The organism is Pristimantibacillus sp. PTI5 (genome assembly GCF_048572955.1).
Taxonomy (GTDB): domain Bacteria; phylum Bacillota; class Bacilli; order Paenibacillales; family Paenibacillaceae; genus Pristimantibacillus.
Genome location: NZ_CP183886.1, coordinates 3,151,611 through 3,170,638, shown reverse-complemented (window position 1 = coordinate 3,170,638; position 19,028 = coordinate 3,151,611). Strand labels below are relative to the sequence as shown.

Below are 19,028 nucleotides of genomic sequence, written 5' to 3'. Positions count from 1 at the left end.
TACTCCCCCGTTTATTTCTGCGTAGTAGACAAAAGCTTGCTTATGGATTATTCCGTAGGTTGGATGCTTGCCGCCCAGTCATAGCCCTTCAGATACGGGTCAGGCTTAACCGCTTCGCCCGAATTCCACAATTCCTTGAATTGACCGTCCGCTTGCACCTCTCCGATGCGGACCGTTTTGTAAATGTGCTGAGTAGCGCCGTCAATTTTCACTTTGCCTTCCGGAGCTTCCCACTCCAGTTCTTTTGCAGCTTCCTTCACTTTATCCACTTCGATAGATCCAGCCTTCTCAACCGCCGCTGCCCATAGGTATACCGCCGTGTAACCAGCTTCGATCGGATCCGCAGTCACGCGCTCATCGCCATATTTCTTTTTGTAATTTTCAACAAAAGTCTTGTTAGCCGGCGTATCCGTGGTTTGATAGTAGTTCCACGCCGCCAAGTGGCCTTCCAGCACATCGACGCCGATACCGCGAATTTCTTCCTCGGCAACCGATACGGACAACGTCGTCAAATCCTTGGCCGTAATTCCCGCATCCTTCAATTGTTTAAAGAATGCAACGTTGCTGTCGCCGTTCAAAGTGTTATACACGACATCCGGCTTCGCCTCTTTGATTTTGCTAATAAGTGTACTGTAATCGGTATGGCCCAGCGGCGTGTATTCTTCGCCAACGAGCTCGCCGCCTTCCGCCTTCAACTGCTCTTTAATGACGAGGTTTGCCGTACGAGGAAATACGTAATCCGAACCGAGCAAGTAAAATTTCTTGCCGCGATTTTCAAGCAGCCACGAGACCGAAGGGACAATTTGTTGGTTGGTCGTAGCGCCTGTATAGAAAATATTAGGGGATGATTCCAGTCCTTCGTATTGAACCGGGTACCAGAGCAGTCCGTTTAACTCCTCGAACACCGGCTTCATCGCCTTCCGGCTTGCAGATGTCCACCCGCCAAACACGGTAGCAACCTTGTCCTCAGAGATCAACTTGCGCGCTTTCTCTGCGAAGGTAGGCCAATCGGATGCGCCATCCTCAAGTACCGGTACGATTTTTTTGCCCAAAACGCCGCCAGCCGCATTGATTTCATCAATGGCCATCATCTCTGCATCGATAACGGATACCTCACTGATCGCCATTGTGCCGCTCTGCGAGTGCAGTATTCCTACTTTAATTTCCCCATCCGCGCTAGCTCCCGAATTTACGGCATTCGTCGCCTGATCTGTTTCCCCGTTGGTAGATGCCTCTTTGTTGTTATTGGCGCCGCAGCCTGCCAGTACGATTGTTACCGCGACAAGCAACAAGCTAAACCGATAAAACATTCTCTTTTTCATCTTCCCACTCCCCAAATCCTCATATTTGTCTCTATTTCCGAACATTCTCCAATAAACCCTATCCAACGTTCGTGGTCTCATTATAGTTCGCCCATTATATGTATGTCAATATAGTTTACATATAAAAATTTATCGAGGAGGATTTAACGATAAATTAGTCTTAATGGAGTGTTTTTATTTAATTAATGTTATGTATATTCACATTAAGTGAGTGACACTTCTTCATATATTCGCTTTCCTTATTTTTTATGATAAGTAAATTAACATTCGATTCAATCAAAAAACTCATCTCAAGGCAAAATGCCTTAAGATGAGTTTGGTTTCTAAACAGTTACATCTTTATTTTTTGTTCTCTTCGGCCCGCTTCACAAGCATTTCAACAAAGAGGTCTATTTGTCCCATAATGGCTATCGGGTCATAACGATAATAAGTGTCGAAGTCGTTATAGAATATCGTATTGTTTTTGGACGCATTCAATCCGCTCCAGACGCCTGACTCCTTCAGCTTTTTAAGCTCTTCGCCCTTTTTCTCGGGGTCGTAGGTCGTTAGGAACATATAGTCGGCTGCATATTCGGGCAATACCTCTAGCGACAATTGGACCGTTTGTTCCTTTGCGGTCTCGGTAACGGCCGGCATTTTCAGCTTCAGGGCATTATAGACAGCCTGTCCGCCGCGCCCTGCGTTATCGCCAAATATCCAAAGCTCGCCTTTGTCCGTCAGCTCGTAAAGGCCAAAGGTCGCATTCTCATCCACCACGCCTTTTAGCTTTTCACGGCCCTCAGCCGCTTTTTTATCAAAATCAGCTATAAACTGCTCTGCCTTGTCTTGAGCTCCGGCAATATCGCCAAACAATTTAACTGTCTCATAAATATTTGTCGCGGTACCATAGGGAATATGCAGGGTAGGAGCAATTTTCGACAATGATTCGTAGCTCTCATCATACATAACGACGATCAAGTCGGGCTTGAGCTCCAATACCTTCTCTACGTTAATTGGTGCTCCTACATCCTCCGCGCCTTTAAGCTGCTCCTTCAGAAAAGGATTTTCGAAAGCGCTTGGCTCAACGCCTACTACGTTAGCCCCTACGGCAAGCAGCTCGCCCCCGTAATAGTCCGTAACCACTCTTAGCGGCTTTGTTGGAATTTCTACGGCTCCCTTTGCCGTTTCATAGCTGCGCAGTTGGGCCGCCGGCGCCTCTGTCTCAGAGGTCTCGGACTCCGCTGCTGGCGTATTCGTCGTTGCTTGACTTCCTTCGGTATTGTTTGTTCCGCCGCAGGCAGATACGAGGACTGACAATATTAGAATAAGCGCGCTAATCATGATGGTTGAATTCTTTTTTAACATGGTGTGCCTCCCTTTTCTCTTTGGACGATAAACTTCTCACTTGATAATGGGAATCATTATCGTTAGAAGCATATCAAATGCCTGCAGTCATCGTCCATAGATAGAAGTCACCTTATTACATGGATTATTATCACCTTAGTCGTTTCGGGAAAGAAGGAGTTGAGCAATCATATTTGTCAGCTTCTGTAAGGATACGCCGTCGTTGGAGAAGCATTTATTGACAGGAATCGTATAAACCCGGTTATTTCGGACGGCAGATAGCTGCTTCCACTCCGGATCTGCCAGCAACCTTGCTGTTTGCTCCATTCCATCCTCTTCATAAACACTTACGACCATATGGTCGGCGCCATAGCCTTGCAGCTCATCAAGCGTAATCCTTTTGCTTTTTCCGGCATTTAATACGTTGTTTAGTATGGCTTCGGGCGGCCGCAACCCTAAAACATCATAAATAGCATAAGCCCCGCGATCCTGCCGGGACAGCGCATAAATATGCCCATCCGCAATTTCATAGGCTGCCGCGGTCTCTTCCGGCCGCCATATCTGCTTGAGTCTATTTTTAAGCTGGTCCGCCAACTGGTTAAAGCCGGAAATCCAAGTCTCCGCTTCCTTTTGCTTCCCAAGAATTTGTCCCATCTTGCGAATACGCTCAATCGGGCAAACTTCTTCCCACGGCTGGGAAAGGACAGGAGCAATGGCACGCAGCTGCTGAAGCTGATCCGGTCTTAAATAATTCGGCGCTACAATTATATCGGGCCGAAGCATGCGGACTTGATTGAAATCCCATTCCGCAAAGCCCGGCACGCCTGCCAGTTCATGCTTAAGCTGCTGGGAATAATGCAGAATGCGCGACTCCACGCCAACGGGTGCAATGCCTAAAGCCAGTAGGGTACCGATATATTGAAAGGCAACGATGCGTTTTGGCATTTGGCGGAACTCCGTCGGATACATGCCCGTCGCCTGGTTAAATTTGCGGCTGAAATATAAAGCATCCTGATACCCCACAGCAGAAGCTATCTCATTGATATGGCTGCTAGTCGTAGAGAGAAGTTCTTTCGCTTTGTCTGTTCGCAGCTGAAGAATGAAGTCTGACATGCTTTGACCCGTTTCTTTGTTGAACTGCTTGGATAAATAATGGGGATGATAGCCTGTTAATTGAGCCAGAAAAGGACGCTTCAGCTTGGTATTGTAGTTTTCCCTAATATAGTGAATAGCCCTTTGGACCGGCGTCTCTTGATTATAATAGGGTATTTTGGGGCCGGCAATGAACACCTCGTGCAATAGCTCAAGCAGCAGCCGCTGCTCGTCAAACGGATTTACGGTCGCTTCGGGCTGCATGCTGGTCTCGATAATCGCTTTAAACAACCCGAGCACAATGCCAAACCGAGGCGCAGCTATAAGCCCGTTTTCAGGAAGTCCCTCTTCGTCATTGTGGTAAAGCAGCTGCTCGCGTTCATTAATAACCCTTTTATATTGATCAAATTGAATCACATACATATGCAAATTACTGCTGTTTAAGCTAGTTATTTCAACATTAGTCCCGGCATGTGCGAATAAGAGGTAGCCGAAGCTAAGCTCAAAAGCCCTCTCGTTTATGGCCATCGTTCCGCAGCCCTCGCTAAGAATCATGATGGTTGGCGAACTAATCTTCATAAAGACAGAAGTTTCAGGGGCTTTTAGTACGATGCTTTCTGCCTTGCGGAGCAAATATTGGTTTGTCTTCATCAGGCTGCCCATCCTACCTTGCTTAGTTTTGTAAAAAGACCCTTTAACCACAATGGGTTAAAGGGTCTGATGAGCTAATACTCTAATTATTCTGCTGCAGGAGCCTCAGTTGCAGGCGCTTCTGTTGCAGGAGCATCAGTCGCAGGTGTTTCTTCGCCTTCGCCAGCAGGAGCATCGCTTGCAGGAGTCTCCTCTTCAGCTTTAGGAAGCTTACTAACGATCTCTTGCTTCGGAAGCTCGTCCGTCATGTATTTGTTCATGAGCGTGTACGCTACTGCGCTTTTTACTGCATCTTTATCCGTTTCGCTCAATTTATCGAATGCCGGCGTATCGCGCTTCTCGACAAGAATAACATGGTAGCCGTATTCCGTTTCTACCGGATCGCCGATCACGCCAACTTCTTGTTTGTAAGCGGCTTGTTTGAACTCCTCAACCCAGCTTCCGTTTTTCTTGTCAGCGTATAGGCCGCCCGTTTCCTTGGAGCCTGGATCGTCGGAGTACTCTTTCGCAAGGGCCGCCCAGTCTCCGCCTGCTTCAAGCTTTTGTTTCACTTCTTTAGCACGGGCCAAAGCTTCTTCCGACGTACGAAGCTCTTTCTCTTCTTGCGTGGTTTCGTCCGTCGTCTTTGTTGCTACCAAAATATGACGAACCGTTACCGTCGCGTAATCAGCGCCGTTCGTTTCATATTCCGTTTTCATTTGCTCTTCCGTGACTTGGGAATTCATATGTGCAACTACTTTCGAAGTAAGCAGCAAATAGTTTTCCATGTCTTTATTTTTCAATTTCTTCTCATCCAGCGCGGCTTTCAATTCTGTATTCGTCTCGAGCTCTGTCTTGAACTGCTTCATTTGTTCTTCTACTTCCGATTCAGCCTCTTTAACGGCCTCCTTCGAAGCCTGGCTGCCTAAAATTTTGTAAGAAATATACTGCTGGAGCAACTGCTCCTTAAATTGCGGAATTTCAATAAGCTGCGCATAGGTAGGCTGGATAACAGTGAATACATCCAAATACTTGTTGAATTCCTTATCTGTTACATTACCGCCTTTATACGTTGCAACTTCTGTTTCTTTCGCGCCGCATGCCGCCATTGTCATGACCAGCAGCACTGCCACGATAAGCAGCGCGCCCTTGCGCCATGCCAATTTGCGTGAATTGTGTAACATGTTGAATCCCCTTTCATATTGTGAACTTGATAGTATTGTATCAGAAAAGGGACATATAAAGCGAATATTGTCTATGGCGTCACGTTTTGCAATTGGTCCGTAAAAAGGAGCGTATCCTTGTATCCTTGCAAAAACTGTTCGATCATATGAATCCTCTGCTCCATATTCAATCCCTTGCCGCGTAACAGGATGCTTGGATTAGGCTCTTGATCGCTTCCCTGCTTGAAACGGTTCTCGTGCTTCAGGCAGAGCTGATCAACCTTTTTACGATCGATACGGCGTTTCTCGGCAGTTGCGAAGCGGAGCAAGATGTCATCGCCCTTGCCGCTTATTTGCTCAATGCCGTACATCGTGCCGTATACCTTCATTCTCGCCACTGCAAGCAAATTGCTTACTGCCTGCGGCAAATCGCCAAAGCGGTCGACTAGCTCGTCAATAACATCATCCGACTCTTCAAACGTTCGAATGGCCGCAACCTTTTTGTAGATTTCGATTTTTTGGATGCTGTCGTAGATATAGTCGGAAGGCAAATAAGCGTCGATGCTGACATCGATTATGGTGCTTACCGGCTTCTCTTCCTTGATTTCTTCGCCGCTCATTTCCGCTTTACGCTTGGCAATCTCATCGGCAAGCATTTGCGAGTACATATCGAATCCTACGGAGGCGATAAAGCCATGCTGCTCCGCCCCAAGCAGGTTGCCCGCTCCGCGGATCGACAGATCCCGCATCGCGATTTTGAAGCCGGACCCAAGCTCCGTAAACTCCTTGATCGATTGCAAACGTTTTTCCGCTACCTCCGTGAGCACCTTATCCCGTTGATACGTAAAATAAGCGTAGGCAATCCGGTTTGAACGTCCCACGCGGCCGCGCAGCTGGTAGAGCTGAGAGAGTCCCATTTTGTCCGCATCATGCACGATTAACGTATTGACGTTCGGAATATCAACGCCGGTTTCGATAATGCTCGTACTGACGAGCACATCCGACTCCCCATCAAGGAAATCGAGGATGGTTTTCTCCAGCTCCTGCTCCGACATCTGCCCATGTCCGACCGCAACTCTAGCGCCCGGCACAAGCGCATTGATCTGCTCTGCCATTTGATAGATGCCCTGTACCCGGTTATATAAATAATAGACCTGGCCGCCGCGCGCAAGCTCGCGCTCGATCGCCTCGCGAACAAGGGACGGGCTGTATTCGACCACATAGGTTTGTACGGGAAAACGGTTCTCAGGCGGCGTCTCAATAACCGACAAGTCCCTTACGCCGAGCATCGACATATGCAGCGTTCTCGGTATCGGAGTAGCCGTTAACGTAAGGACATCGACATTGGTTTTCAGCTTCTTCAGCTTTTCCTTATGGGATACGCCAAAGCGCTGTTCCTCATCGACAATCAAGAGTCCTAGCGATTTAAAAATAATATCCTGTGAAAGTAAGCGATGCGTTCCGATGACGACGTCAACCGTTCCCGCTTTCAGCCCCTTCATCGTGTCGTTTTGTTCTTTACGCGAACGGAAGCGGCTCAGTACCTGTACATTAATCGGATAACCTGCAAAACGCTCGCGGAAAGTCTCATAATGCTGCTGCGCCAAGATCGTAGTCGGTACAAGCACAGCTACCTGCTTGCTGTCCATCGCCGCTTTGAACGCTGCACGGATCGCAACCTCGGTTTTGCCGTAACCCACGTCACCGCAAAGGAGACGGTCCATCGGCTGCGTTTTTTCCATATCCTTTTTAATCTCTTCAATGGCCCGAAGCTGGTCACGCGTCTCATCATAAGGAAACATAGCCTCGAATTCGTTCTGATAAGAGGTATCTTGTCCAAAAGAGTAGCCTGGCGCCGTCTGCCGCTCCGCATACAGCTTGATCAAATCGTCAGCGATATCCTGAACGGAGGCTTTTACTTTGCTCTTCGCACGGGTCCATTCACTGCCGCCAAGCTTATTGACCTTCGGCTCTCTCTCTTCGTTGCCGACATATTTCTGAATCATGTCCACTTGCTCGATTGGAACGGACAGCTTATCGCCGCCAGCGTAAAGAATATGCAAATAATCTTTATGAATGCCTGCAATCTCGAGCGTTCCGATACCTACATACTTACCGATCCCGTGATTGTGGTGAACAACGTAGTCTCCGACCTTGAGCTCCGTATAGCTCTTAATACGTTCGGCATTGTCTACCTTTTTGTCCATTCTTCTTGCTTTGCGCTGCTTCTGCGAGAACATCTCGCCTTCTGTAATAATGACTAGATGGGCGGATGGCAGCTCAAACCCCGACTGCAAATTCCCCTCCAGCAGAGTAGGCATCTCAATGCTGTAATCATCAAGAACACGGCGCATGCGCTCCATGCGCTCGGCATTGCCAGCCAGCATCATGACCGTTGCGCCCGTCTTATGCCAACGCTCCATTTCGGTCTTGAGCAAATTCATCTGCCCATGGAAATTTTGCATCGAACGGCTGGTCATGTTCAAAATATTTTGCGGCTGCGAATGCGGGATCTGCCTTAGAAACAAAGACAAGAAAAGCGTCGGGAACGGGCGATGGTGAAGAATCTCCTCCGTATCGCGCGCTAATGCAAGATCCGGCAGCGACTTGCCGTTTTGCAGCAAATGCATCGACCACTCCGCTTCATCACGCTCCAGCTGCTTAGACGTCTCTATTAAACGCGTCGGCTCGTCTAGTATGAGCAGCGTGTCACTCGGCATATAGTCGAGAATAGTTTGACGCTCCGGGTACAACAAAGATACATATTTATAAATTTCCGGAAAATAAACATGCTCGCGCATACGTTCGATCTCGCCGCCAAGCTCCGTGCGAAGACGGTCCTTTGCCGTGCGGTCCGTCATTTTATCGAGCTGCTTCTCAAGCAGCCGCTGCGCATGATTGGCTGCAATCTCCATGCGATGGCCATCGGCGAGCAGCTCCTGGCATGGTGGAACAATATAGGACTCTAAACGGTCGGAAGAACGTTGATCGGCTGGATCGAAGGCGCGAATGGAGTCAATATCATCTCCGAACCACTCGATCCGGTAGGCATAGGAAGCCGTTAACGGATAAAAATCCACAATGCCGCCGCGAACGCTCATCTCCCCGCGCAGTTCCACGCGGTCCGCCCTCGTATATCCGAGCGCCGTCATTTGGCGCAAAAAAGCATCAATCGGAAGAGAATCGCCCACGTTGACCGCGATTTGGGCTTCCGCCATCACGCTGCTTATAGGCAAATAACGCCGTACCCCTGAGAATGGCACGACAACAATCCCGCGATAGCCTTTGGACAGCTTGATCAGCACATCCATTCGCTGCGCAAGCGTCTCGGGACTCGAGATCGCCGCTTCGGCAGCTACCAGCTCATTCGCGGGATAAAGCAACACATGGTCTGGAGAAAGACATTCCTGCAAATCTTCCGCAATCTTCTGCGCAGAGAACATGTTATGAGTAACAACAAGCATTGGACGATCTACTTCTTCCTGCAGGGCTGCTATAAGCACCTGCCTGGAAGAGCCTGCGAGCCCAGATATCATCTGTTCACGCATGCCTTTACGAATACCGGATATGACGGACTGAACGTCCGCATCCGCGGCAAAAGCATTGATTAACGCTTTCAACTTTTGCGACACCCCGTTTCTATACACAATCGGAGAGTGATACGATCGCTCCCTGTACATTGAAAAGAAGCCTCAGCCAACGCTAAGGCTCAAATTATTCACTTTCCGTCATTGCAACGGATTTGCTACCAAATGAAGCTCCGGGTTCGCGTCAATCGCCTCGCGGCAATAATCGCAGACCACCTTTACCGTCACATCTCCATTTGGGTCATACGCTATTATATCGCTGCGTTCTTCAGGGGTCAAGAAATGGAAACCGAGCTGATGCTCGGTTATATTTGACCCGTTGAGTGATCCAATTGACGTTCTGCAGTGCCGACAGATATAGTTTACAGCCATATGTATGCCTCCTGAAGGGTCGTTATACCCTTCAGTATGCCCGTAATAACGCAATCTAACAGATTATCGGTTAAACTTTGCCATCGTTTCTTCAAAAGGCGCTTTCAATCTAAACTCGATCGCATCGCAAGCATCTGAAATCATGGCTGACAATAACTCCTGCTCGCTCTTCGGAAAGGTAGAGAGCACGTAATCCGCAATATTCATCCCCGGCTTCGGACGCGAGATCCCCATACGAACGCGGTCGAATGTCTGCGTGCCTAAATGCTGGATGAGCGACTTTATGCCGTTATGCCCGCCTGCGCTGCCTTGATAGCGCAGCCGGAGCTTGCCGATTTCGGTATCCAGATCATCATAGACAATGACTCCGTCTTCAACCTCCGCCTTAAAATAGTCCAGGAATGACCGAACGGATTCCCCGGATAAATTCATATATGTCATCGGCTTAATGAGAACGACCTTCGTGCCTTGTACATTTCCCTCACCGATTAATGCTTTGCATTTGCTTTGCGTTACGCTGATCCCCCAGCGCTTTGCCAGCTCGTCAATGACCATAAACCCGACATTATGTCTCGTATTCTGATAAGCCGCGCCGGGATTTCCCAACCCTGCAATCCACTTCATTGCTTGCTCCACTCCTTTACGGACAAATGTATCATAATCTGTTGCAAGCGTAAATATGTGAAGATGTCCGAAGAAGGCACGCTCAACGCAGCGATAACTCTTACCACAATCGCAAACAACGCCGCCCTATAAAAGGACGGCGCCGTATTATGCTGGATGCTGCCAATTCCAAAAATCAGCTACAGGCTCTTAACGCCTTCAAGCTTCGCTTCCTTGGAGCGAGATTCCGCCTCTGCCGTTTCCACAGCAGCGTCTTCTGCCTCTTCCTCGGTAAGCTCTTTTTGCGGTGCAAGTATCGTTGCTACAACCTGCTCCGGGTCCGCGAAGACCTCTACGCCTTTAGGGAGCTGCAGATCGCTTACCAGTATGCTGCCGCCTATGTCTAATGTCGTGATATCAACCGTTATGGTATCAGGAATATTGCCCGGCAAGCATTGTACCTCAAGCTCGTGCAAGATCAGTTGCAAAATGCCTCCCTCACGGACGCCCTGAGAATCGCCTTCTGCATGGATGCGTACGTTTGCCCGCACATTCTCATTCATATTGATTTGATGAAAATCAACATGCAGCACCTGGCGGCTCAATGCGTCACGTTGTATCTCCGAGATCATCACTGATGTCTTCCCTTGTGATGGAATATTAATTTCAAGAACCGCATTCGGCTGAGAACGCAGCAAAGCCTGCAATTCTTTGCCGTCCACAATGACTTGAGCAGAATCCGTTAATTGTTTTCCGTAAATAACACCCGGTATTTTCCCTTGGAGCCGCAATTGGCGCAACTCACCTTTCGTCGTGACAGTTCGTTGATCCGCGTTCATAGCTATCGCCATATTGATTACCTCCTAAAGTTTCGCTTAGTTTCGAGCTGCAAACTAAGCTTCGTGAATCATTTCCCTATAACTTACCCACTCCATCCAAAAATTAAACTTTATATGCCGCATTTCGATTACATTCCCAAATAATAAGTCGATTTCAGAGCGGTTGCGCCGTATTATCAAACAAAAAAATGCCGGGATGGATTCATTGTCTGAATTCATCCCGGCATCCTATAGCCATGCGGCTTATGATTGTTTCTTTTCTTTCTTCGCTTTGGCGCGTCCCCGAATCTTCTCGGCATAGCCTGGCTTATTTACTTGGCGCTCACGCGCGATTGCAAGATCGCCTGCAGGAACATCGTGGGTAACGGTAGAGCCCGCAACGACATAGGCGCCGTCTCCGATTTTCACCGGAGCAATCAAGTTGACGTTACTGCCGACAAATGCATTGTCGCCAATTTCGGTCACGAATTTATTGTAGCCGTCATAATTGACCGTAATCGCGCCGCAGCCGATATTAACGTCCTTGCCAACCTTCGCGTCCCCAACATAGCTTAGATGGGAAACCTTGCTGCCGTCATCGAGCGAAGCGTTTTTGAGCTCAACGAAATCACCGATTTTGCAGCCGATACCAAGCTTTGAGCCTGGACGCAAATTCGCATACGGACCTACTGAACTAGTATCGCCTACGATAGATTCAGCAACAACGGAATACTTAATCGCAACGCCGTTTCCGATCGTACTGTCCGTAATATCCGCTTGCGGACCTATCACGCAATCCTCGCCGATAACAGTTGAACCGCGCAGAACGGTTCCTGGATAAATAACCGTATCGGATCCGATTTGAACATCTGCTTCAATATAAGTTGATGAAGCATCGATAAGCGTTACTCCGCCCAGCAAATGGTTCCGGTTAATCCGCTCGCGCATAAAGCGCTCCGCTTCCGCTAGGGCAACCCGGTCATTCACACCGATTGCTTCTGCCAGATCCGTCGTGCAATAGCCTTGCACGGATTCGCCTTCTTCACGGAAGATGCCGATGACATCGGTCAAATAAAACTCGCCCTGCGCGTTATTGCTCGTTACTTTGGCGAGCGCCGCAAACAGCTTTTGGTTATCGAAGCAATAAGTGCCCGTATTAATTTCCTTGGTCGCTGCCTCATCAGGCGAACAATCCTTTTGCTCCACAATCCGTTGAACGGTACCGTCTTGACCGCGGATAACGCGTCCATAGCCCGTCGGATCCTCAAATGCTGCCGTTAATACCGTCGCTGCCGCGCCACTGGATTTATGCAGCTCAAGCATGGCGCTGATCGTCGATGCCTGCACCAGCGGTGTATCGCCGCAGATAACGATAGTCGTGCCCACTTCTTCGCCGAGCAAAGCCTCTGCTTGGCGTACGGCATGCCCCGTACCAAGCTGCTGCTCCTGCAGAACATATTCAGCGTCATTGCCCAAATACGATTTAACCATTTCCGCGCCGTGTCCCACGATAACAACCGCACGCTCTGCCGCTGCTTCCTTTACAACCCCCAGCACATGGCCAACCATCGGCTTGCCGCATACCGGATGAAGCACTTTATATAACTTCGATTTCATTCGCTTGCCCTGTCCCGCAGCAAGCACAATCGCCATAACCTTCAAATCAAAGACCCCCTAGATCATCTATAAATGATAATTTCAGTACAGCTTACTATTAATCTATGCCCAGACAGGCAGTTCTGGCTAACGCCGCATCACCAAATGCTAGCTATATTATATTCCATTATACGAATATGTTCCCCGATTTCCAAGCGATATCGGCATATACCAATCTCATCCTGCAAAAACTAACCTTCTTCGGGTTAATTTTAAAATGCATTTTATAACAACTGAGTTCACAAAAAAAAGAAAAGAGAGCCGTGGCTCTCTTCTCCAAACAACCCCAAAATCATAAAATGCTTTGGTTAAGCTCCTTCTTCAATTGCAACTTCTTCTGCAGCACGCTCATATTCAGCGAGAACAGCAGCCTGGATTTTCTCCCGAGTTGTTGAAGAGATCGGATGAGCGATATCCCGAAATTCTCCATCCGGAGTACGCTTGCTTGGCATTGCAACGAACATTCCATTGTTTCCGTCGATGACACGAATATCGTGAACAACGAATTCATTATCAATAGTAATGGATGCGATAGCCTTCATACGCCCTTCGGAATTTACGCGGCGGAGTCTGACATCAGTAATTTGCACTTGTGTTCACCACCTTTGTCTATGAGAGACTTGGTGTATACTTCCACATTTTTATGCCAATTCCTTCTACATTTTTGGTAAAATCATGCTCTATTTAAAATATTTTTTTAATTTAAATTTTTTTCGTTTTCATTCGACAATTGTCGATGCAATGACCTCTATTTCGACAAGGACATCCTTAGGCAGCCTTGCGACCTCAACGGTCGAACGAGCCGGCTTATGCTCTCCAAAGTAAGAGGCATAAATGCCATTTACCGCTGCAAACTGATTCATGTCTTTTATAAATACGGTTGCCTTCACTACATCCTGAAAGCTGGCACCCGCTGCCGAAAGCACAGCCTCCAAGTTACGGAACACCTGGTGGGTCTGTTCTTCAATGCCGCCCTCTACAAGCTGACCTGACGAATCAAGTGGAATTTGTCCTGAAGTGAACAATAATCCTCCCAGCTTAATCGCTTGCGAATACGGTCCGATCGCTGCAGGAGCTTGATCTGTTGCAATCACTTGCAGTTGTTGCTTCGTTGTCATTATGGTCCCAGCCTTTCCGTAGATGTAGATATAAACCTTCTAAATACACGTATCTATATTCTATGCCTTAAAATAATTTCCCGGAATTACCGTCGTCTGCTTTGTCTTCATATCAACCGCAGTCAGCTTCGCGAGCGATACATAATCTTCAAGGAGACGCTCCTCTAATTCCACCTCGCCGGATTCAACGAACACGCCGACACCCGCTACGGTAGCCTTAAATTCGAACAGCAAATCCATCATACCTTGAATCGTACCGCCGGCTTTCATGAAGTCGTCAATGATAAGGACACGCGACTGTTCCTTAAGCGCTCTGCGCGCCAGGGACATGGTCTGTATGCGCTTGGTAGACCCCGATACATAGTTAATGCTAACCGCGGAGCCTTCTGTTACCTTATTATCTCGGCGTACGATAACAACGGGGATGTTCAAGCAGGCAGCCGTTGCGTAAGCAAGCGGTATTCCTTTTGTCTCTACCGTCATAATCACGTCAATCTTCCGGTCTGCGAAGGCGGTCGCAAACATTCTGCCGACATCCGCAAGAAGCTCCGGCTGGCCTAACATATCCGTTATATACAAATAGCCGCCGGGAAGAACCCTCTCAGGCTGCTCCAGCTGGCGGCAAATGCTCGTCATAATGGTAAGAGCCGTTGATTCTTGCATTTTTGGCGTATACTTTACTCCGCCAGCTGCTCCGGCAAGCGTATGCAGCTCGCCAATGCCCTCTTCCTCAAACACTTCTTTGATAATCGCTAAGTCCTCGCTAATAGAAGACTTTGCCGATTGATATCGATCAGCAAATGCTGTAAGTGAAATTAACGTGTGGGGTCGACTTAACAGGTATTGGGTCATTTCTACCAACCGCGAGCTCCGTTTCAACTTCTTCAAACACATCTCCCCCCACTAAATCCGAATAATATAATGTCAATATAACATTTTTATACGGATTTAATCAAGAAGAACGTCAGTCCTATGTCAGCATTCTTACCACATAGACTTCTTTGCAAAAGCCTCGGAGCCCGTTATAAATGCGAGGAAGCTTGGCTTCCTTCGAAACAAGGCCGAATACGGTAGGTCCGCTTCCCGACATAAGGACGCCGTCGGCACCAAGCCGAATCATGCTTTCCTTCAGCTGCATAACCTCAGGATAGACGTCTAAAGTAACATTCTCGAGTACATTGCCTAGCCCTTCGCAAATATCATTAAAAGAGCCCCGCTCCAGCGCACTTACCATATTCGGAATCGATGGATGCTCTTTGAGCTCATTGGCGCGGAATCTGCCGTATACGTCAGCCGTCGATACATTGATTGGCGGCTTCGCCAGCACTACCCAGCATTGCGGTGGATTCGCGATATGCTCAAGAACCTCGCCTCGACCGCGGGCAATAGCCGTACCTCCCGTTACGCAGAACGGAACGTCGGAACCGAGCTCAGCCCCAAGACGGCAAAGCTCCTCCTCTGGGATTTGGAGCTTCCATAGCCGGTTGAGTCCGCGCAGCGCAGCTGCAGCATCACTGCTTCCGCCTGCGAGGCCCGCGGCGACAGGAATCTTTTTGTCTAAATGGATATAAACGCCTTGCTTTACATCATAGCGTTCTTTAATAAGCCTAGCCGCCTGGAAGGCTAGGTTCTTCTCGTCTAGCGGTATGTAGCCGACTTGGCTCGAAATAATGATGGTGTCCCTAGGCAGCTCTTCCATTTCAAGCCGGTCAGCAAGGTCAACCATCGTCATGATCATTTCGACTTCATGGTAACCGTCATCGCGCTTGCGGAGCACATCGAGCAGTAAATTAATTTTGGCAGGAGCTTTTTCATAAATTTTCATCCGATAAGTTCACCCGTTCGTTCATATGCTTATGGCCCATTATATCAAACGAACGCAATAAAAGCTAAGAGATGACAATCCATAAATTTCCGATTGTCATCAACTTAGCTTTTTTCATGCCAAAATGCCGGTTTTATTTAAGGCTGGTTCGATTTTGCAGCGGCCTGCTCAGCAAGTTCGATCGCGCGTTTGACCATATTGCCCGCATCCTTCGCACGTATGCTTCCCCAGCCCTCTTGCTGCACGGTATCATAAAATCCTAAATCCTTAGCCAACTCGTATTTCAATTGCTCCGACATCACACTGCGTCTTCTGCGACTCATTTGCACAACCTCCACATTCGAATTAGCCCTATTCAAAATATACGCCTGCCACTATTGCATAGCTAGTATGCTTCCGTAAAGGCCGAAGGATACGCGATGAACAGGTACCATAATTCGGGTTGTACTTACTGTCTACAGGCACAAAAAAAAAGCGCAGATGCGATCTGCGCTAACATGCCTCACTAGGCGATATATATTCTATTGTTGCAAATGGGCGATACGGACTTGACCTTCATCATTGCATACGGTCACTTCCACCGACTCCGTCAGTATGTCCGCATAGCTGTATGAGACGCGTTTGAAAGCGTGTTGTTCTTCATCCAGCTTAACAATGAAAACAGAAGGGTAGGTTTCTTCCAACGTACCGGTTCGTTCGATGGTCTTTCGTCGGCCACCGTTCGCTCGAAGACGGATTTTGGAGCCAACATGAGCTTCCAAACTGCGTTTAATATCCAATAGCGCATTTTTTGCCATTGTCCACTACCACCTCTTTCCTTGTCCATTATAACCAAAAAAAAGAGGGTTGTCAAATGAAGCAAAATATTATATCAGTCTGAATATTTACTTGTCAACGGTGATTTCACCCATTTTTTAAAAAACTATGCATAGAAATGCAAAAAATATACATATTAAGAAGTTGCTTGAACTCCAATATGTATATTCACGCTTTTCACAGCGGTATTTTGCATTGTTTCACAGGTAAAACATTATGGAATAACGCTCAATTTCTTGCCATCACTGCTTCAATACCGAATTGGAAGCCGTTATTTGTGGCTTGGGCAGGCCAACGCGAAAGCGTCCCATTGTCTCAATTCCGCCCAATCCGTCAATACCGCTTATCGTGCCGTGAATGACATCAGATAAATTAATGGTGTCCTTAATCGACGTGTAGCTTGCTTTGATTGCTATATAGACAGGATCCAGCGCGTGGATCAATATTCGTCCGGGCGAGCTTGCAAAGTTCGAGCCCACCTGCAGCAATGCCTCAAAATGCGACTGGCAAGCGCCGGCAATAACGATTAAACCGTCTCGGTTTTTCTCATATTCGCGTGCCACACGTACGGCATTAACGAAATGCTGTGAGTTTTTGTAGCTGCTAAGGCTGTACAGATCCATTTGCGCGCGGTTCTTTAGCACGCCGTCATGGCCGGTAATTACGACAATATCCGGTTGAAATTGTGGAAGCAATCGGTACAGCACATCAGCCATTTGGGATTCATGCACGTGGAGACCATGGGAAGGGACATGCATCGTATTGTACAATTGCATGCTCTTCTTCAAATAGTTACCGTCGCCGTCTAGATGAAGCACTTTCCCTGGCACTTCAAAAAATGGCTGGCTCTGCTGCAACGCATGCCGAATATTATCCTCGTTCTCCAATGCTTGGCGTTCACGTTCGGAATGCATACGTTTTAAAGAATCATTTACTTTAATTCGAACTTGCTGCACCGCTCTTGTCGTTTCTGGATCGCGTATGACCGACAAATCAGGAATCGGAGCATCCGCAAGCAATCGGTAGTCCGTGCCCTTCAGAACGGCAGTATTTGTACGAACAGCCTCAACCTTGAACAGCACGTCACCGCCATACGATTTGCGGACGACCAGGTCCCCTTGCTTCATGGGTAAATCACCTCTTCGTCTATCCTATGGGCAGACAGGGCGAATGGTGAGTATTTTATAACGAAAGGATTGGCTTACCAGCCCGCCTCCAGCATGCTGCGGCTAATTCGGGCAAATTCCTCCAATGAAAGCGTCTCGCCGCGCCTGATGGGATCAATCTCGTTCTTCAGAAGCATCTCCGTTAGCGCCTCGCGCCGTTCCTTGCCTACAAAGGCAGTCAGATTGTTGGCCAGCGTCTTCCTGCGCTGTGCAAAGCTGGCTTGTACGACACGGAAAAAATGGTCCTCATCCGGCACGTCGACAGCAGGCTTCTCGCGCAAGGACAACTTGATTACGGCAGAATCGACATTAGGCTGGGGAATAAACACGGTATGAGGTACCGTACAGACCACCTTTGGCACGCAATAATATTGTACCGCTACGCTGAGACTGCCGTATTCCTTGCCTCCCGGCTTAGCAGCCATACGTTCTGCCACTTCCTTCTGAATCATGACAACGATGTGCTCAAGCGGCAGCTTCTCCTCCAGCAGCTTCATCAAGATCGGCGTAGTGACATAGTAAGGCAAATTCGCCACGACGCTAACGCCGGAAACATCGGCAAACTGCTCCTCAAAGAGCTGCTTCAGATCCAGCTTAAGCACATCGCCATGAATCACGGTCGTATGTGCCTCGTCAGCCAATATATCTTTCAAAATCGGAATGAGCCGATTATCGATTTCCACGGCCGTCACCTTGCCAGCGGCTTGCGCAAGCCGCTGCGTAAGGGCGCCGATGCCCGGTCCAATCTCAAGTGCTCCTTTTGTTTCATCAAGTTCGGCAGCCGCAACGATATTGTTCAAAATATTTTGGTCGATCAGAAAGTTTTGGCCCAAGCTTTTCTTGAAGGAGAAGCCGTATTTCGCAATGATTTCTTTGGTGCGTTTTGGTGTAGCCACTTCAATCGAAGCCTGCTTTACCGCAGACCCGCTGCTAACTTCATTCTGTTCATGACTGTTCATCCGGCTAACCCCCCAGTTCCTCTTCCATTTTACGGAAAGCTTCAATGAATTCCGCTTTGGAAATCCGAAAGCTTGTACAGCGTTTATAAAATTGTTTGCCGTTCGCATACCCTATTCCGAGCAGCCTGCCTATAACCAAACGCCGGTTAGACGCATCAGGATGCACAATGAGACCCGCTTCCATTAAATCCTCGAAGCTGACTTCTCCTGTTTCATCCGCCGTCTCTGTACGCAGCTCGGAGAGTGCCGTGCGTATCGCCTCGGGACTCGCGTTTTCGATGCCGATATCTCCTTTGTACAGGGCCTTCTCCTGCGGCAAAAAAGCATGCTTGCAGCCCGGTGCATGGCGCGCGACGATTTTTCGTATCCGTTCTCCCGCATGGTCGGGATCTGTAAATATGATAATGCCGCGGCGCTCGTTCGCCAGTGCGATTCTCCTCAGCACATCCTCGCCGATTGCTGAACCGTTTGTTTCTATAGTATCTGCTTCCACCGCTCGTTTAATGGCGACGGTATCGTCTTTTCCTTCAACGACAATGATCTCTTTGATCATCAAGATCATCCCCTTCTACATATGC

18 protein-coding genes are annotated in these 19,028 nt (G+C 48.3%); all 18 read right to left on the bottom strand.

Going from position 1 to position 19,028, the window contains the following annotated elements; all coding sequences use genetic code 11:
* Positions 1 to 47 precede the first annotated feature (47 nt).
* The 18 genes from urtA to rnmV all read right to left on the bottom strand — a co-directional run bounded on the left by urtA (position 48) and on the right by rnmV (position 19,003).
* Positions 48 to 1,322 carry an urea ABC transporter substrate-binding protein gene (gene urtA, locus ACN6MW_RS14250; RefSeq protein ID WP_419875962.1) on the bottom strand — a complete coding sequence of 425 codons (1,275 nt, stop codon included), beginning with the start codon at positions 1,320 to 1,322 and terminating at the stop codon, positions 48 to 50.
* Between the two features lie 339 nt (positions 1,323 to 1,661).
* Entirely contained in the window at positions 1,662 to 2,666 is a 1,005-nt protein-coding gene (locus tag ACN6MW_RS14245; RefSeq protein WP_419875961.1) for an ABC transporter substrate-binding protein, read from the bottom strand.
* Positions 2,667 to 2,801: 135 nt separating this feature from the next.
* Positions 2,802 to 4,388 carry an ABC transporter substrate-binding protein gene (locus tag ACN6MW_RS14240; RefSeq protein WP_419875960.1) on the bottom strand — a complete coding sequence of 529 codons (1,587 nt, stop codon included), beginning with the start codon at positions 4,386 to 4,388 and terminating at the stop codon, positions 2,802 to 2,804.
* A gap of 86 nt (positions 4,389 to 4,474) precedes the next feature.
* On the bottom strand, positions 4,475 to 5,551 hold the full coding sequence (locus ACN6MW_RS14235) for a peptidylprolyl isomerase (RefSeq protein WP_419875959.1): 1,077 nt from the start codon (positions 5,549 to 5,551) through the stop codon (positions 4,475 to 4,477).
* Between the two features lie 71 nt (positions 5,552 to 5,622).
* Entirely contained in the window at positions 5,623 to 9,210 is a 3,588-nt protein-coding gene (mfd, locus tag ACN6MW_RS14230; protein ID WP_419875958.1) for a transcription-repair coupling factor, read from the bottom strand.
* Between the two features lie 48 nt (positions 9,211 to 9,258).
* Positions 9,259 to 9,489: an anti-sigma-F factor Fin gene (locus ACN6MW_RS14225; RefSeq protein ID WP_419875957.1), complete on the bottom strand. Its 231-nt coding sequence runs from the start codon at positions 9,487 to 9,489 to the stop codon at positions 9,259 to 9,261.
* A 63-nt stretch (positions 9,490 to 9,552) separates the two neighbouring features.
* A complete protein-coding gene (gene pth, locus ACN6MW_RS14220) occupies positions 9,553 to 10,113 on the bottom strand; it encodes an aminoacyl-tRNA hydrolase (protein WP_419875956.1) in 561 nt (186 codons plus the stop codon).
* A gap of 179 nt (positions 10,114 to 10,292) precedes the next feature.
* On the bottom strand, positions 10,293 to 10,943 hold the full coding sequence (locus ACN6MW_RS14215) for a 50S ribosomal protein L25/general stress protein Ctc (RefSeq protein ID WP_419875955.1): 651 nt from the start codon (positions 10,941 to 10,943) through the stop codon (positions 10,293 to 10,295).
* Positions 10,944 to 11,174: 231 nt separating this feature from the next.
* Positions 11,175 to 12,572: a bifunctional UDP-N-acetylglucosamine diphosphorylase/glucosamine-1-phosphate N-acetyltransferase GlmU gene (gene glmU / locus ACN6MW_RS14210; protein WP_419875954.1), complete on the bottom strand. Its 1,398-nt coding sequence runs from the start codon at positions 12,570 to 12,572 to the stop codon at positions 11,175 to 11,177.
* Positions 12,573 to 12,874: 302 nt separating this feature from the next.
* On the bottom strand, positions 12,875 to 13,156 hold the full coding sequence (spoVG, locus tag ACN6MW_RS14205) for a septation regulator SpoVG (protein WP_028609566.1): 282 nt from the start codon (positions 13,154 to 13,156) through the stop codon (positions 12,875 to 12,877).
* A gap of 129 nt (positions 13,157 to 13,285) precedes the next feature.
* Positions 13,286 to 13,684, bottom strand: coding sequence for a RidA family protein (locus ACN6MW_RS14200; protein WP_364154789.1), 399 nt, complete (start codon positions 13,682 to 13,684; stop codon positions 13,286 to 13,288).
* A 60-nt stretch (positions 13,685 to 13,744) separates the two neighbouring features.
* Positions 13,745 to 14,572 carry a pur operon repressor gene (gene purR, locus ACN6MW_RS14195; protein WP_419875953.1) on the bottom strand — a complete coding sequence of 276 codons (828 nt, stop codon included), beginning with the start codon at positions 14,570 to 14,572 and terminating at the stop codon, positions 13,745 to 13,747.
* Between the two features lie 82 nt (positions 14,573 to 14,654).
* Positions 14,655 to 15,509 (bottom strand): 4-(cytidine 5'-diphospho)-2-C-methyl-D-erythritol kinase, encoded by an 855-nt coding sequence (gene ispE / locus ACN6MW_RS14190; RefSeq protein WP_419875952.1) that lies wholly within the window; start codon positions 15,507 to 15,509, stop codon positions 14,655 to 14,657.
* Positions 15,510 to 15,646: 137 nt separating this feature from the next.
* Positions 15,647 to 15,832, bottom strand: coding sequence for a small, acid-soluble spore protein, alpha/beta type (locus tag ACN6MW_RS14185; protein WP_364154797.1), 186 nt, complete (start codon positions 15,830 to 15,832; stop codon positions 15,647 to 15,649).
* A gap of 198 nt (positions 15,833 to 16,030) precedes the next feature.
* Positions 16,031 to 16,306, bottom strand: a complete 276-nt coding sequence (veg, locus tag ACN6MW_RS14180) for a biofilm formation stimulator Veg (protein ID WP_053373389.1) — start codon at positions 16,304 to 16,306, stop codon at positions 16,031 to 16,033.
* Between the two features lie 261 nt (positions 16,307 to 16,567).
* Positions 16,568 to 17,452, bottom strand: a complete 885-nt coding sequence (yabG, locus tag ACN6MW_RS14175; RefSeq protein ID WP_419875951.1) for a sporulation peptidase YabG — start codon at positions 17,450 to 17,452, stop codon at positions 16,568 to 16,570.
* A 74-nt stretch (positions 17,453 to 17,526) separates the two neighbouring features.
* Positions 17,527 to 18,450, bottom strand: a complete 924-nt coding sequence (gene rsmA / locus ACN6MW_RS14170; RefSeq protein WP_419875950.1) for a 16S rRNA (adenine(1518)-N(6)/adenine(1519)-N(6))-dimethyltransferase RsmA — start codon at positions 18,448 to 18,450, stop codon at positions 17,527 to 17,529.
* A gap of 4 nt (positions 18,451 to 18,454) precedes the next feature.
* Positions 18,455 to 19,003: a ribonuclease M5 gene (rnmV, locus tag ACN6MW_RS14165; protein ID WP_419875949.1), complete on the bottom strand. Its 549-nt coding sequence runs from the start codon at positions 19,001 to 19,003 to the stop codon at positions 18,455 to 18,457.
* Positions 19,004 to 19,028: the final 25 nt, after the last annotated feature.

What these genes read in the sequence shown, in the direction of transcription:
- urtA (WP_419875962.1), bottom strand. Translation starts at nt 1,322, where the DNA reads ATGAAAAAGAGAATGTTTTATCGGTTTAGCTTGTTGCTTGTCGCGGTA.
- ispE (WP_419875952.1), bottom strand. Translation starts at nt 15,509, where the DNA reads ATGAAAATTTATGAAAAAGCTCCTGCCAAAATTAATTTACTGCTCGAT.
- ACN6MW_RS14235 (WP_419875959.1), bottom strand. Translation starts at nt 5,551, where the DNA reads ATGTTACACAATTCACGCAAATTGGCATGGCGCAAGGGCGCGCTGCTT.
- rnmV (WP_419875949.1), bottom strand. Translation starts at nt 19,003, where the DNA reads ATGATCAAAGAGATCATTGTCGTTGAAGGAAAAGACGATACCGTCGCC.
- pth (WP_419875956.1), bottom strand. Translation starts at nt 10,113, where the DNA reads ATGAAGTGGATTGCAGGGTTGGGAAATCCCGGCGCGGCTTATCAGAAT.
- rsmA (WP_419875950.1), bottom strand. Translation starts at nt 18,450, where the DNA reads ATGAACAGTCATGAACAGAATGAAGTTAGCAGCGGGTCTGCGGTAAAG.
- ACN6MW_RS14215 (WP_419875955.1), bottom strand. Translation starts at nt 10,943, where the DNA reads ATGGCGATAGCTATGAACGCGGATCAACGAACTGTCACGACGAAAGGT.
- ACN6MW_RS14200 (WP_364154789.1), bottom strand. Translation starts at nt 13,684, where the DNA reads ATGACAACGAAGCAACAACTGCAAGTGATTGCAACAGATCAAGCTCCT.
- mfd (WP_419875958.1), bottom strand. Translation starts at nt 9,210, where the DNA reads ATGTACAGGGAGCGATCGTATCACTCTCCGATTGTGTATAGAAACGGG.
- ACN6MW_RS14225 (WP_419875957.1), bottom strand. Translation starts at nt 9,489, where the DNA reads ATGGCTGTAAACTATATCTGTCGGCACTGCAGAACGTCAATTGGATCA.
- ACN6MW_RS14245 (WP_419875961.1), bottom strand. Translation starts at nt 2,666, where the DNA reads ATGTTAAAAAAGAATTCAACCATCATGATTAGCGCGCTTATTCTAATA.
- yabG (WP_419875951.1), bottom strand. Translation starts at nt 17,452, where the DNA reads ATGAAGCAAGGGGACCTGGTCGTCCGCAAATCGTATGGCGGTGACGTG.
- veg (WP_053373389.1), bottom strand. Translation starts at nt 16,306, where the DNA reads ATGGCAAAAAATGCGCTATTGGATATTAAACGCAGTTTGGAAGCTCAT.
- ACN6MW_RS14185 (WP_364154797.1), bottom strand. Translation starts at nt 15,832, where the DNA reads ATGAGTCGCAGAAGACGCAGTGTGATGTCGGAGCAATTGAAATACGAG.
- ACN6MW_RS14240 (WP_419875960.1), bottom strand. Translation starts at nt 4,388, where the DNA reads ATGAAGACAAACCAATATTTGCTCCGCAAGGCAGAAAGCATCGTACTA.